13 protein-coding genes are annotated in these 13963 nt (G+C 55.6%); all 13 read left to right on the top strand.

The genetic code is table 11. From position 1 onward, the window contains the following. Positions 1–22: 22 nt before the first annotated feature. The 13 genes from HKK57_RS02935 (at position 23) to HKK57_RS02875 (ending at position 13960) form a co-directional block, all read left to right on the top strand. Positions 23–649 (top strand): response regulator transcription factor, encoded by a 627-nt coding sequence (locus HKK57_RS02935; RefSeq protein ID WP_029299069.1) that lies wholly within the window; start codon positions 23–25, stop codon positions 647–649. A gap of 173 nt (positions 650–822) precedes the next feature. Beyond that, positions 823–1383 carry a fimbrial protein gene (locus tag HKK57_RS02930; protein ID WP_029299068.1) on the top strand — a complete coding sequence of 187 codons (561 nt, stop codon included), beginning with the start codon at positions 823–825 and terminating at the stop codon, positions 1381–1383. A gap of 71 nt (positions 1384–1454) precedes the next feature. Further along, complete coding sequence (locus tag HKK57_RS02925) at positions 1455–2009, top strand: fimbrial protein (RefSeq protein WP_169389767.1); 555 nt, start codon at positions 1455–1457, stop codon at positions 2007–2009. A 44-nt stretch (positions 2010–2053) separates the two neighbouring features. Then, a complete protein-coding gene (locus HKK57_RS02920) occupies positions 2054–4540 on the top strand; it encodes an outer membrane usher protein (RefSeq protein WP_201975835.1) in 2487 nt (828 codons plus the stop codon). Positions 4541–4562: 22 nt separating this feature from the next. Continuing rightward, entirely contained in the window at positions 4563–5318 is a 756-nt protein-coding gene (locus tag HKK57_RS02915; RefSeq protein WP_169389766.1) for a fimbria/pilus periplasmic chaperone, read from the top strand. Positions 5319–5413: 95 nt separating this feature from the next. Then, on the top strand, positions 5414–5932 hold the full coding sequence (locus HKK57_RS02910; RefSeq protein ID WP_169389765.1) for a fimbrial protein: 519 nt from the start codon (positions 5414–5416) through the stop codon (positions 5930–5932). Continuing rightward, positions 5925–6431: a fimbrial protein gene (locus HKK57_RS02905; protein ID WP_169389764.1), complete on the top strand. Its 507-nt coding sequence runs from the start codon at positions 5925–5927 to the stop codon at positions 6429–6431. The genes HKK57_RS02910 and HKK57_RS02905 overlap by 8 nt, the downstream gene beginning before the upstream one ends. Next, positions 6428–6925: a fimbrial protein gene (locus tag HKK57_RS02900; protein ID WP_050493014.1), complete on the top strand. Its 498-nt coding sequence runs from the start codon at positions 6428–6430 to the stop codon at positions 6923–6925. Before HKK57_RS02905 ends, HKK57_RS02900 begins: the two co-directional genes overlap by 4 nt. 8 nt (positions 6926–6933) lie before the next feature. Then, positions 6934–7467, top strand: coding sequence for a fimbrial protein (locus HKK57_RS02895; protein ID WP_169389763.1), 534 nt, complete (start codon positions 6934–6936; stop codon positions 7465–7467). 109 nt (positions 7468–7576) lie between these two features. Next, positions 7577–8374: an MrpH family fimbial adhesin gene (locus tag HKK57_RS02890; protein ID WP_169389762.1), complete on the top strand. Its 798-nt coding sequence runs from the start codon at positions 7577–7579 to the stop codon at positions 8372–8374. A gap of 630 nt (positions 8375–9004) precedes the next feature. After that, complete coding sequence (locus HKK57_RS02885; RefSeq protein ID WP_169389761.1) at positions 9005–10258, top strand: OprD family porin; 1254 nt, start codon at positions 9005–9007, stop codon at positions 10256–10258. A gap of 57 nt (positions 10259–10315) precedes the next feature. Further along, complete coding sequence (locus tag HKK57_RS02880; protein WP_169389760.1) at positions 10316–11680, top strand: spinster family MFS transporter; 1365 nt, start codon at positions 10316–10318, stop codon at positions 11678–11680. Between the two features lie 174 nt (positions 11681–11854). Continuing rightward, positions 11855–13960, top strand: coding sequence for a 3-hydroxyacyl-CoA dehydrogenase NAD-binding domain-containing protein (locus HKK57_RS02875; RefSeq protein WP_169389759.1), 2106 nt, complete (start codon positions 11855–11857; stop codon positions 13958–13960). Positions 13961–13963 lie beyond the last annotated feature (3 nt).

Genomic DNA, 13963 nt, shown 5'->3' with positions numbered 1-13963 from the left:
CGTTCAAGAGGTTAAAGACACCATGCATAGCGTTCTCATTGTTGATGATCACCCGGTGATCGTCCTTGCGGTCGGCGTTCTACTGGAAAAGCACGGCATGCGCGTGGTGGGTGAAGCGAACAATGGCATTGATGCTGTTCGGTTGGTGCGTGAGCTGACCCCGCAGGTGGTGGTGCTCGACATTGGTATTCCGAAACTCGATGGATTCAGTGTCATTACCCGTATCAAGGCTCTGAATGTACGCACTGAAATTTTGATCCTGACGTCACAGCCTGCAGACTCGGTATGTCGACGTTGTATCCAGTTGGGTGCCCGCGGTTTTATCAATAAAGATGAAGGTCTGGATAAGCTCATTACTGCTATCAAAGCCGTAGACGCGGGTTATACCTTTTTTCCTTCGCTAGCCTCGGACAGTGTCAATTCGGCAGATCAACTGACCGAACTCAAACAAATTCAATCGTTGACAGATCGAGAGTTGACGGTATTGCAGCATCTGGCCCAGGGTTACTCTAATAAGCAGATCAGTCAAAAATTATTTCTCAGCAACAAAACCATCAGTACCTATAAAACCCGCCTGTTACATAAGCTAAGTGTCCACTCATTAGTAGATTTGGCCGAGTTTGCCAAGCGTAATTCTTTGACGGGCTGACAGGTGTCTATTGAGAATGTAGGAAATTTCCTAGCAGCGAGTAGGCATCGTCCTACTCACATTTTCATCCCTATCTCCTAAAGTTGTCTCAGCTCAACGGTGTATCGAAATCTGAGCTTCGAGAGAGTTCTGATGAACCCTCTCAAGGACAATATCAATATTAGGAGTGTGAAATGAAAGTTAATGTTTTAGCTGGCACCATTATGGCAGTTGCCTTGGCGGCGACTTCTGTTAGTGTTATGGCGGCTGATAAAGAGCAGGGGAAGGGCGTCATTACCTTCAAGGGCACAATTATTGATGCGCCGTGCTCTATTGCTCAAGAGTCGCAGTTTCAAACCATTGAAATGGGGCAGATTGCCAACGCTACGTTGAAGAACGGTGGCAAGTCCAGCCCTACAAACTTCAAAATTGAACTGCTCGGCTGTGACACCTCTACTTTGAAGAAGGCCACTGCTACCTTCACTGGCACTCCCGCAACCAACCCTGATCTGTTTGCACTTCGTGGCGAAGCCAGGGGTGCCAGCCTGGCTATCGCTGACCAAAACGGTGAGCTGATCAAGATGGGTAGTGAATCGACTGCGCAAGTGCTGTTAGACGGCGGTAATTTCCTGTCGTACAGCGCCTACCTGCAAGGTGACACGACTCCCGGTGTAGGCGGAGCGGAAGGTACTTCGGCTGAAATCACCCCTGGCGAATTCGAGACGTTCGCCAACTTCAAACTCGCTTATCAATAACCCGCTCCGTTACTGAGGTGCCCTGCAGTACGCGCTCTGTGTGTGCTGTGGGGAAGCTTACGGAGGTGTTGATGATTCGTTCAATTGTGTTCTTGCTGTTACTCCTGCTTCTGGTTTTTTACCTGTTTGGCAGCCCCGTGCGTGCCGACGATCCGCTGGCCGGAAGTTCCCTCAGGGGGCGGATGCAAGTAGCTGGAAGCATCGTGGATGCTGGCTGTGCCATGCGCGTGGGCAATGAAGGCCAGACAGTGAGCTTTCAGCCCATAGCGCTGCATGGGTTGGTACGCGGCGTCGAGTCGTTTCGACGGCCTTTGAATATTTATCTCAGTGATTGCGGCACCTTGAGTGCGCGCACTAATGGCAGTGTGTCACGGGGCATGAAGCTGACATTCGAAGGTGAAAACAATGGCCAGTACTTCGGCGTCCAAGGGGCGGCCCAAGGCGTTGCACTGCAGATTAAAGACTCTCATGGAAAGTTGATTGCCCCTGGCATGCTACTTGACGACAGTGTTCGTGCTACCGATACCGTGGCACTTAATTACTTTCTGGAACTTGTGGGTACCGGAAGCTCACTACGGGCGGGTAACTACCGCTCCACTATTAAGTTAAGTATTCAGCACTTTTGAAGTGTTTGAGTTACTAAAACTTTATCGATCAAGGATTGTATTGCGTGGATCATCGCAAGGTACTGACTGTCGCCGCGTTGTGTTGCATAGCGACGTGGGCCAGTGCAGCCCAAGAGTTTGAATTCAATACCGATGTATTGGACCTTAAAGATCGTCAGAATCTTGATCTTGGGGTGTTTGCTTCGGCGAACTTTATCATGCCCGGAGAATACACACTGATGGTTCATCTCAACCGCGATACGCTCACTGAATTCCCCATAGTTTTTGTTACCTCGGATGAAGATCCGAAGAGCAGCCTTGCCTGTATTTCCCCTGCTCTGGTCAGTGAGTTAGGTTTGAAAGAGCAGACGCTTAAAAACTTGAACTGGTGGCGCGACGGCGCGTGCTTGGAACTCAGTAGTATTCCGGGCATGCAGGCCCGCGGCAACCTCGGTACTTCAGGGCTTTACCTTAGCGTCCCGCAGGACCAGTTAGAATACACCGCGCCGAACTGGGATCCGCCTTCGCGCTGGGACGATGGTATTACCGGCGCGTTGTTTGACTACAACTTCAACGGTCAAACTACCAACCGTAAAGGCAGTCGCAACGACAGCCTCAATGGCAACGGCACGGTGGGTTTCAATCAGGGTGCCTGGCGCTTTCGCGGCGACTGGCAATCGCAAATGCGCCACGGCGCTGATCAGGTGTCGCAGCAAAAATTCGCCTGGAGTCGCTTTTACGCATTGCGCGCACTGCCGTCGTTGCGCTCAAGCTTAATCGTTGGCGAAGACTATCTGGACTCCAACCTGTTCGGCAGCTTTCGCTATACCGGCGCTAATTTGAGCAGCAACGACAGCATGCTGCCGCCCAACCTGCGAGGGTATGCCCCCGAGGTCGCGGGTGTCGCTCGAACCAACGCGCGCGTAGTGATCAGCCAGCAAGGCAGGGTGCTTTACAACACCCAGGTGCCGCCGGGCCCGTTTCGTATCCAGGACCTTAACGATGCGGTCAGTGGGCAGTTGGATGTGCGCGTCGAAGAGCAGGACGGCAGCACCCAGGATTTCAAGATAGATACCGCCAGCATCCCCTACCTGACGCGCCCCGGTTCCGTGCGCTACAAACTGGCAAGCGGAAAACCCTCCGACTGGGAACATCAGATGGATGGTCCCACTTTCGCGACCGGTGAGTTTTCCTGGGGGGTGAGTAACGGTTGGTCGCTGTATGGCGGAGGTCTCGGCGCCCAGGACTACGGTTCTCTGGCAGTGGGCGTGGGCCGTGACTTGATGAGCTTTGGCGCGCTGTCGGTGGATGTCACTCAATCGTATGCCACTGTGCCGGGCAGCAACAGCAACTTGACCGGCAAGTCCTACCGTATCAGCTACTCCAAGCGCTTTGATGAGTACGACAGCCAAGTGACCTTTGCCGGTTATCGCTTCTCCGAAGAAAACTATCTGAGCATGAACGAGTTCATTGAAGCTCGACGTGGCGATCAGCCGCTGAATCGCAGCAAAAACATGTACACCACGACCTTGAGCAAGCAGTTTCGCGATGCCGAACTCAGTGTCTATTTCAACTACAACCACCAGACTTACTGGGACAGCCGAGCGAGCGACCGCTTTAGCCTATCCATGTCGCGCTACTTCGATCTAGGAAGTTTCAGAAACCTCAGTGCGTCTCTGACCGCCTACCAGAACAAGTCCAATTTCACCTCCGATAGCGGTGCGTACCTGTCGGTCAGTATTCCTTGGGGTGGCAAGGGTACGGTGAGCTACAACGCCTCAGTCAGCGGTGGTGACAACACGCACACCATGAGCTACTACGACAGCCTCGACGAGCGAAATCAATACATGCTCACCGCTGGCAAATCATCGAGTGGTGAAACTGCCAGTGGTTACTTCTCCCATGATGGTGATCAGGCCCAAGTGGTTGCCAGCGGAAGCTACCAGACAGACGAATACACCTCGGCTGGTTTGTCTGTGCAGGGCGGCGCCACCATCACTGGCCAAGGTGCAGCCCTCCACCGCAACAGCCTCATGGGGGGTACTCGGCTGCTGGTCGATACCAATGGCGTGGCCGGTGTGCCAGTGCGCGGTAACGGTGGCGTGACCCGCACCAACCGGTTTGGCAAGGCCGTGATTACGAACGTCAACAGCTATTACCGCAACCAGACCAGTATCGATCTGGACAACCTGCCAGAAGATGTTGAAACGACCCAATCCGTGATTCAGGCCACGTTGACCGAAGGCGCCATTGGTTATCGCCGCTTCGATGTGATCGCCGGCAGCAAGGCCATGGTCACCATTTTGATGGCCGGCCGTGACGCCCCGCCATTTGGCGCGACCGCAAAAAACAGCAGTGGCCAGGACACTGGGATCGTCGGTGAGGAAGGATTGACCTACCTGAGCGGCATGCAGCCGGGCGAAACCATGACGCTGAACTGGGGGGGCAGTGACCACTGTAGCTTCACCCTGCCAGACAAAGTCGCGTCACTCAAAACACAACTGGAACTGCTGTGTCAGCCCATTGGCGACGCAGATAACGCCGCCACTTAATTCATTGCTACAGGAACCAACCATGCTCCTCTTCAAACGCTACACCCTTGTGCTCCTCACCCTGGCGGGGATGTGCACCGCCCTGATCAGTCAGGCCGCTGTGTCACTGGACCGCACCCGCGTGATTTTTATCGGAGGTGAAAAGTCCGTGAGCTTGAGCATCAGCAACCAGAACACGCAATTGCCTTACCTGGCGCAGGGCTGGATCGAAAACGAACAGGGCGAGAAAATCACCAGCCCCATGGTGGTACTGCCACCGGTCCAGCGCCTGGAGCCTGGTGCCAGCAGCCAGATAAAGATTCAGGGCCTGCCCGAATTAAGCCTGCTTTCCCAAGACCAGGAGTCACTGTTCTACTTCAATCTGCGCGAGATTCCGCCGCGCAGCGACAAGGCGAACACTTTGCAAATCGCTTTGCAGACCCGGGTGAAGCTGTTTTATCGCCCCGTGGCGATAGCCGCGAAAAAAGGCCTGAGTGAAGCACCCTGGCAGGAGCAGTTGACCCTGACCCGTCTGGGCAACAGCTATCAGATCAACAACCCTACACCTTATTTCATCACCGTGATCGAAGCCGCGCCAGACCTAAAGGCTGGCAGCCCGGCTGAATTCAAGCCCCTGATGATCCCGCCCAAGTCCCAGCAAGACCTAGGTGTTGGCACCAAGGTGCTGGGTGAAAAGCCGGTGCTGACCTATGTCAATGATTACGGCGGCCGCCCGCAATTGCAGTTCAACTGTGTGGTGGGTAGTTGTACTGCCAGTCCTGTCGCCGACAAAAAATGACCTTGAGCCATGTCCTCTTCACGTGAGTCGAAACCATGATCCCTGGACCCTGCGGGTGCCTGGCGGCCTTACTCTGCTGCGCAAGTGTTTCAATCGTGTCCCACGCTGCTGGCAACGATGTGCAGACGGCCGAGTTTCAGGTGATCGGCAGCTTGCTTGAAAGCGCATGTTATCTGGACACCAACTCCAGCCATCAGACATTGGATCTGGGCGAATTAAGTACCGCGAACCTGGCAAAAACAGGTGATCAAGACCGGCCCGTGACCCTGCAACTGAAACTGCTGGGCTGCGTACGCAGCGAAGGAGGGCGGCGTGACGATCGGCTCGGCACACTACTCTGGAGTGCCAGTGAGCCCGTGGCCACGTTGACCTTCAGCGCCGTGTCCGATCCCGATACCCCGGAGCTGATCAAGGTCGTTGGCGCCGGCGGCCTGGGCCTACGTGTGCAGGATGTACAAGGTCGCAATCTATACCTTGGTCAGACCGCCCCCCTGTGGTTTGTCACGCCGGGTGACAGTCAACTGACTTATTACATCCGCCCTGAGCGCACAGCTGCAACGCTGCGCCCGGGAGCCTTTCGCGCCAGTCTTAATGTGAGCCTGGCTTATGACTAAGGACGGCACGATGGTGGGCTTGCGAGCTGCACTAATGGTGATGGCGCTGGGGTGTGTTTCAACAGTGAACGCTGCATCCACAGTCACTGTGAACATCAGTGGGACTGTTCTTGGGAGCCCTCCCTGCGTGATCAACAACGACAGACTTATCAGCATATTTTTTGGTGATGTGCAAACCGCCGATATCGACGGCCGTTACAAAAACATCACCATTCCATACTCCCTTGATTGTTCCCGCGCAGTGACCAACCAAGTTCGTATGCAGGTGAAAGGCAATGGCACTTGGTTTCTACCCGGTTTGTTGGCAGTGCCAGGTAATACAGAGCTAGGTATCAGCATTAAAAAAGACGGCGCTGCGCTTGCCATGAATACCTGGGCCAACTTCGATGGCAGTAAACAACCGGTGCTGCAAGCTGTTTTGATCAAGAGAGCACAGAATAGCGAGATCAAGAATGGCACCTTCTCGGCCAGTGCAACGCTGTTGGTGGAGTATCAATGAACGCCCTACATCGAGTTTTGACAGGTCTCGCGGTGTCGGCATTGTCTCTAGTGTGCGTGGCCGCCGACAACATGCAGTTCACGGGCACTCTGCTGGCACGTCCCCTCTGTACGGTCAGCGACAAGGGTGGGCGTATCGATGTGCGCTTTGGCAACCTCTCCATCAGCCGCATCGATGGCGAGCAATACCGCAAGGCAATCCCCTACCAAATCAGTTGCCCGGGCGCTGACACAACCGTGACCTGGCGCATACGCCTGACACTCAAGGGCAGTCATCCTGAATTCGAGCCTAAGGCGTTGCAGTCCTCCGTGCCGAATCTGGGCATTAAGGTATTGCTCGGGGGGACTGAACTTGTTCCCGATCTGCCTCGCTATGTTCAGATCTTCCCGAGCGCAGTCCCCCTACTGGAGGCCGTACCCGTCAAGCAGATCGGCAGCGATTTGCCGAGCATCGACTTCATGGCTTCGGCGCTGTTGCTGGCCGAATTCTACTAGGAGTATGTATGGGCAAGCGGACCGTCAACCTAAGCCTCTGGATTGCTGCCAGCCTGTGGGTACCTGTGGCTGCAGCAGTTGAAGACAACCTGTACTTCTCTGGCGCCCTGATGAATGAGTCTTGTGTGCTTGCAGCGGAAGATGCAGTCGTCGAACTGGACTTCAAAAGCGTCATCAACAAGGACCTTTACCTTAATGGCCGTACCCGCAGTCGCCCCCTAACGTTGCGTCTGCAAAATTGTCAATTAGTCACCGGTAAAAGCAAGGTCAACATTACCTTCAGTGGTAACGCAAGCATCGACCCGCCGGGGCTGTTGGTGGTGCAAGGTTCCGACGTTCAGGGCCTATTGGTTGGGTTGGAAACCACCAATGGAAAATTCTTGTCATTAAACAAGACTCATGCCATGGGTGAACTTGTGAAAGGCGATAACTTGATAAGTTTCAATGCTTATTTGCAAGGTGAGTCTGCGGCGTTGGAAGGTAGAACTATGGGTGTGGGTATATTTAATGTTTCTCTAGGGTTTGTAATTGGTTATGAGTAGTTTGCGCTAGTTTTTGAGTGAGGATTGCAGTTGGTTGTGGTTTTTTCTTTTGGTGTTTCGCTTTTTTGTTGTGGCGATACTGAAGCAGTCATGTAAAAGGGTTATCTATATGAAACTGTTGTTGGTGCTGTTGTTTTGTATCGCAAGTCAAGCGTACGCGCGTCCTGTTATAGTCATAAAGGAGACCGTGGCGGAGGGTCCTAATTTAAGAGTTTTTTTTTCGGTTACTGGTTGGTCGATTTCAGACGTTGGCGGGACGATATGCAGTTATGAGTCCGGTGCTTGTATAGTGAATGAAATTGTTTGGTATAACCATCATGCAGCATTTAGTCATGGTTCTTGGTGGCGCTTTGATCCTCCTAAACCGCCTTTTGGTTTATCAATGGGGCAGGTTCTTTCGCGACTTAATAGTCAGGGGGTCTATATCCCTTATGATACATCGATTGTAGCTCAAGGTGGATATGATCCTGCAGGTATATGCATAACCTTAGAGATTGTATCTTCAGATACGGGGGAGTCTGCGGATCTCGGGGACTGCGCGCCTATAAAGCTACCCTCGGTGAAATGTGATATCACTGGTAGTACTACGATCGATCACAAAATATTGTCCGATAATGCACTTAATGGTGCGCAGGCTTTTACTCGGCTCAACCTTAAATGTTTGGGGAGTGCCAGCGTTATTGTCAATGCGAGCCGTACTAACTCTTGGGGTGTCAGACTCAGAAGCGATGACAGTCTTTATTCCGAGATAAAAATCAACAATCAAGATGCCACCAGCGGTATCACTGTGCCGGTTACCAACAATGCGAGCACACCACTCACGATAACTTCAACTTTGAAAACCAGAGGATCAGTCGCCCCTGGCCCTTTTAACGGTTCTACCGTGATAACAGTTGCCCCTAATTAAATATTCTTGAACCATTTCATTAAACTTTCCCTAAAAACCGGCCAACACCCCATTAAATTGATGTCGTCACTATGCCCCTGAACTCCCTTAGTGGGCAGTAGTTCAAGGAGTTGTATGGCCGCTTAGCCGTTGCACAGGTGTGGCGAGCAGTTGCTGAGCAATGTGGCTCTCCACGCGTTGCGAAATTAGCGAAGATCGTCGCGGCTTATCCGGCAGAAAAGCATATTTTGGCGTGCCTGGAAGGCCGTTCACCAGAAGCCCAAGCCCCGCAGATTAATTTCTGCGGGGCTTTTTCGTTTCCGTCTCCCTCTCTTCCAACGCCTGCCTCCCCAGTTTTGCCACCCTGTTCTGACGATTTCTCCCCAGCGTTTTGCCTAGCGAAACACTTCCAACAATCGCGCCCCGGTTTTCATTCAGGTAAACCCATAAAAAACAATCACATACACATTTTGTGATTTTGTTTTCCCGTCAGCCCTTTACTTAAAATTGGTGAAATGCTTATATTTTGTTGTTAATTCAAAATACAGTTCCGCACAGCGAAATTGATTGAATTGTCAAAGCTGTAGCGTTCCTTCGCCCTTGGCGAGGGGCGAGGGACTTCACACATAACAACAAAAATAGGGCTGCATCATGGAGCGCCATTCCTGCGTCATTGCTACGTGTCTCCTGGTTTCCATTGTGCCTGCGTCGGCGTATGCGGACTTTTTCGCAGACAGTAAGGCCAGCGTCGAGCTGCGTAATTTTTACATCAATCGCGACTACAGCCAGGCCAGCACCACCCAGTCCAAGCAGGAAGAGTGGGCCCAGGGCTTTTTGCTGCGTTACGCATCTGGGTTTACCGCGGGCCCTGTTGGTTTTGGGCTGGATGCGATCGGTTTGGTTGGCGTGAAGCTCGACTCCAGCCAGGACCGTGCCGGTTCCGGTTTGTTGCCTCGTCAGCGAGATGGCCGGGCGGTGGATGAAAGGGGCTCCCTGGGCCTGACGGCCAAGGTGCGGGCGTCCAAGAGTTTGCTCAGGATCGGGACCTTGCATCCGCGCCTGCCGGTGGTGCAGTTCAACGACACCCGCTTGTTGCCGCAGACGTTCGAAGGCGTGCATCTGAATTCCCAGGAGTTCGCCAACACCACCCTTGATGCGGGGCAGATCCGCCAGGTGACCCAGCGCGATTCCACGAACCGCGAAGACCTGACCCCTTCAGTGGCCAACGCCAAGGGCATTCGTGTCAGCAAAGGCGCCAGCACTGATGAGTTCAACTTCGCAGGCGTCGGTTACAAGTGGAGTAACCAGTTAAGTGGCAGCTACTTCTACGGTGAACTCGACCGTTTTTACCGCCAGCACAATTTCAGCCTGTTGCATGTGCTGCCCCTTGGGGAAGGGCAGTCGCTCAAGAGTGACTTGCGTTATGCCAGGTCCTACAACGAAGGCCAGAGCAATATCGATAACACTGCCGTGTCAGCGATGCTCATCTACAGTCTGGGCGGCCACGCGTTTGGTCTGGCCTATCAGAAGATGAGTGGCGACACTGGCTACGCCTATATCCATGGCGCCGATGCGTTCTTGCCCAACTTTATTTCCAACAACGATTTTGCCAACCGGGATGAGATGTCCTGGCAGGCTCGCTACGACTTCAATTTTGCTGCTGTGGGTATTCCGGGCCTGACCTTCATGACCCGTTACGTCTATGGCAGCGATATTGAGTTGGGCGCTGGCAAGCCGACGGGCTCTGAGTGGGAGCGCGATACGGACATTGCCTACGTGTTCCAGGACGGTTCGTTGAAAAACCTGGGGGTGAAATGGCGTAACTCGTCTTTGCGCATGAATCACTTTGGCAGTGATCTGGACGATAACCGCCTGATCATCAGTTACACCCTGCCACTCCTGTAGTCGAGTCGGTGACAGCCCGCCAGGCGGGTCTATAACAACAATGAGGTCGTAGCGGCTATGAAGAACGCACTTTATCCATCACGTATACGCGCCTGGTTCACCGTCAGCATACTGATGCTGGCCTACGTTTTATCCTTCGTGGACCGGCAGATTCTCAACCTGCTGGTGGGCCCGATCCGTCACGACATGGATATCAGCGACACGCAGATGAGCCTGTTGATGGGGCTGTCGTTTGCGATTTTCTACACCCTCTGTGGCATCCCGCTGGGGCGGATTGCCGACAGCAAGAGCCGGCGTAACCTGCTGATGTGCGGGATCCTGGTGTGGAGCGGCATGACGGCCGCTTGCGGGATGGTCAAAGGTTACTGGCAGTTCCTTTTTTGCCGGATTGGCGTGGCGGCAGGCGAAGCCTCCTTGGCGCCCTGTGCTTACTCGATGATCTCCGACAGTTTCACCCCTGAGCGTCGCGGTACGGCGTTCAGCGTGTATTCGACGGCGATTTACCTAGGTTCGGGCGTTGCCCTGTTGTTGGGCGGGGTGGCGGTGCACTTTGCTACCAGCCAGGGTGATATGACATTGCCGCTGATTGGCACGGTGCGCCCGTGGCAAATGGTGTTCCTGATTCTCGGCGCGGTTGGCGTGGTCTTCTCTCTGTGCCTGCTGCTGTTGCGCGAGCCGGTGCGCCATGGCGTGGGGGCGGGCCTGGAGCTGCCGTTTTCGGAGTTCGTCGATTACCTGCGTAAAAACCGCCGCACCATGCTTTGCCATAACCTGGGCTTTGCTTGCCTGACGTTTACGGCCTACGGCAGCAGTGCCTGGATCCCGACATTTTTTGTGCGCTCGTTCGACATGAGCGTACCTGAGGTCGGGGTGATCTACGGCAGTATGCTGGCGATCTGCGGCTCCCTTGGCTTGTTGGTGGGCGGCCGGTTGTGCGACTGGCTGATCAAGCGCGGTCACCGCGATGCTCCCCTGCGTATCGCAATCCTGGCTGCTGTGCTGACCTTGCCATCGAACCTGGGCTATCTGGTGGATGACAAGAACCTGGCCCTGGTGATGATGGCCCTTCACGTGTTTACCGTGAGCATGCCCTTTGGCGTCGGTCCTTTGGCCGTGCAAGAAGTGGTGCCCAGCCCGATGCGTGGGCAGGCCTCGGCGCTTTATCAGTTTGCCGTGACCCTGATCGGCCTGGGAATTGGCCCGACGGCCGTGGCCTTGGGCACCGATTATGTGTTCGGCAGCGACTCGGCGCTGCGCTACTCGCTCGCAGTGGTGACGGGGGTTTCGCTGGTGCTGGCCGTGGTGATTCTGATGAGCGGCCTGCGGTCGTATCGCGAGAGCCTGGAGCGTCTCAAAAGCTGGGCGCCCAAGGATCCCACGCTGGTGCTCCCTGGGCGGCAGGTGCCAGCGGCTGACGCTTGAGTCAGCAATTTCTCGCGCTCTATCAAGCTGGCACCCCCCGTGGGGTGTCGGCTTTTTTTTCGTCGGAAATCTTTCCAGAAACCGTTTGCCAAAACATGGCTCTTTGATAAAATCGATTCACATGTTCCGCAATGCGGAACATGGTTTCAATAAAAACAAGATATCGAGGTTCAGATGAATTCCAGCGTGAGCTACGAGCGCCAAGGCGAGATTGCACTGATCACCCTGAACAACCCGCCGGTCAACGCCCTCGGTCAAGCCGAGCGTGAAGGTCTGTTGCGCGCCTTGCACCAGGGCCAGATCGACACGCAGGCCAAGGTGTTGGTGTTGCTGTGCGCTGGCCGCACTTTCATTGCCGGGGCTGATATCAAGGAATTCGGCAAGCCACCTCAGGCGCCGAGTCTGCCGGAAGTGGTCAACGCCTATGAACAAAGCGACAAACCCTGTGTCGCGGTGATTCACGGCACGGCCCTGGGCGGAGGCCTGGAAATGGCCCTGGGTTGCCATTATCGAATCGCCCGCCGCGATGCCAAGGTCGGCCTGCCGGAGGTCAAGCTCGGGTTGCTGCCGGGCGCGGGCGGCACCCAGCGCTTGCCCCGTCTGGCCGGTGTGGCCAAGGCCCTGGAGATGATTGTCTCCGGCCAGCCCATCAACGCCACTCACGCCCGGGAACATCACATTGTCGATGAACTGTTCGACGGTGACCCTCGCACCGCCGCCATCGCCTTTGCCCAACGCATGCTGGATAACGGCCTGGGTGTGCGGCGCACCGGTGAACAAACCGCCGCCCTCAAGGGCGCGGACAACGCCGCGTTGATTGCCGCCAAACGCGTGGAGGTCAGCCAGCGTTTACCGGGGTTCTTTTCCCCTCCACGCTGCGTCGCGGCGGTCGAGGCGGCGACCTTGCTGCCACTGGCCGAAGGCTTGCAACGCGAGCGCGCACTGTTCCAGGAGTGCCTGGCCTCTGAGCAGCGTGCGGCGCTGGTACACGCCTTTTTTGCCGAGCGCCAATGTGCCCAGATCGACGACCTGCCCAAGGACACGCCCGTGCGTAACGTTGAACGTGTCGGGGTGATCGGTGGCGGCACCATGGGCGTGGGCATCGCCTTGAGTTTTGTCAGCGCCGGCATTGCCGTGCTGCTCTTGGAAGTCGATGAGCCGGCTCTGCAGCGGGCATTGCAGCGTGCCCGCGAGACCTGCGAAGCCAGTGTCGCCCGTGGCAGCTTGAGCCCTGCCGTGATGGAGCAGCGTTTGGCGCTGCTGCATGGCGGGGTGGACTACAGCGAGCTGGCCACTGCCGACCTGGTCATCGAGGCGGTGTTTGAAAGCCTGGAGGTCAAGCGCCAGGTGTTTGAACGCCTGGATCTGGTCTGCAAACCCGGCGCGATCCTCGCCAGCAATACTTCGTCACTGGACCTGGACGTCATCGCCGGCTTCACTTCGCGGCCTCAGGATGTGGTGGGCCTGCACTTTTTCAGCCCGGCCAACGTCATGCGCCTGCTGGAAGTCGTATGCGGGCGGCACACCGCTTTCGACGTGTTGGCCACCGTTATGCAATTGAGCAAAAAGCTCAACAAGATTGCCGTGGTGGTAGGCGTCTGTGACGGGTTCGTCGGTAACCGCATGATCTTCCAGTATGGCCGCGAGGCCGAGTTCCTGTTGGAGGAGGGCGCCACTCCCGAGCAAGTCGACGGGGCCTTGCGCACCTTCGGCATGGCCATGGGCCCCAATGCCATGCGGGACCTGTCGGGGCTGGATATCGGCTGGAGCATCCGCCAGCGCCAGCGCGCCACGCTGCTCGCGAACTATCCGTTGCCCGGCGTCCTCGACGCGTTGTACGCGGCCGGCATGCTCGGCCAGAAGACCGGCAAGGGCTTCTACTGTTACGCCCCCGGCTCCCGCCGTCCCGAGCCCAACCCTGACCTGTTGCCGTTGCTGCAAGCCGTCTCCCGCGACAAAGGCATCGAGCGCCGCGCCCTGAGTGATGAATACATCGTCGAGCGCTGCCTGTTCGCCTTGATCAACGAGGGCGCAAAAATCCTTCAGGAAGGCATCGCCCGACGTAGCAGCGACATCGATGTCATCTACCTCAATGGCTATGGTTTTGCCGCCTGGCGAGGCGGCCCGATGTTCTATGCCGACAGCCTTGGCCTGGACAAGGTACTGGCCCGTATTCGCGAGTTCCACCAACGCTTCGGCGCCTGGTGGGAACCCGCGCCGCTGCTGGAAAAACTGGCGGCAGAAGGGCGGCGCTTTGCTGACTGGAAACTGGATTCATAACGG

Origin of the sequence: Pseudomonas sp. ADAK21, assembly GCF_012935735.1 — a bacterium.
Taxonomy (GTDB): Bacteria; Pseudomonadota; Gammaproteobacteria; order Pseudomonadales; family Pseudomonadaceae; genus Aquipseudomonas; species Aquipseudomonas proteolytica.
This window is presented reverse-complemented; position numbering and strand designations above follow the sequence as displayed.

Excerpts from the sequence above, each read along its gene's own strand:
- HKK57_RS02930 (WP_029299068.1), top strand. The coding sequence starts at position 823 with ATGAAAGTTAATGTTTTAGCTGGCACCATTATGGCAGTTGCCTTGGCG.
- HKK57_RS02935 (WP_029299069.1), top strand. The coding sequence starts at position 23 with ATGCATAGCGTTCTCATTGTTGATGATCACCCGGTGATCGTCCTTGCG.
- HKK57_RS02900 (WP_050493014.1), top strand. The coding sequence starts at position 6,428 with ATGAACGCCCTACATCGAGTTTTGACAGGTCTCGCGGTGTCGGCATTG.
- HKK57_RS02905 (WP_169389764.1), top strand. The coding sequence starts at position 5,925 with ATGACTAAGGACGGCACGATGGTGGGCTTGCGAGCTGCACTAATGGTG.
- HKK57_RS02875 (WP_169389759.1), top strand. The coding sequence starts at position 11,855 with ATGAATTCCAGCGTGAGCTACGAGCGCCAAGGCGAGATTGCACTGATC.
- HKK57_RS02895 (WP_169389763.1), top strand. The coding sequence starts at position 6,934 with ATGGGCAAGCGGACCGTCAACCTAAGCCTCTGGATTGCTGCCAGCCTG.
- HKK57_RS02890 (WP_169389762.1), top strand. The coding sequence starts at position 7,577 with ATGAAACTGTTGTTGGTGCTGTTGTTTTGTATCGCAAGTCAAGCGTAC.
- HKK57_RS02880 (WP_169389760.1), top strand. The coding sequence starts at position 10,316 with ATGAAGAACGCACTTTATCCATCACGTATACGCGCCTGGTTCACCGTC.
- HKK57_RS02885 (WP_169389761.1), top strand. The coding sequence starts at position 9,005 with ATGGAGCGCCATTCCTGCGTCATTGCTACGTGTCTCCTGGTTTCCATT.
- HKK57_RS02915 (WP_169389766.1), top strand. The coding sequence starts at position 4,563 with ATGCTCCTCTTCAAACGCTACACCCTTGTGCTCCTCACCCTGGCGGGG.
- HKK57_RS02925 (WP_169389767.1), top strand. The coding sequence starts at position 1,455 with ATGATTCGTTCAATTGTGTTCTTGCTGTTACTCCTGCTTCTGGTTTTT.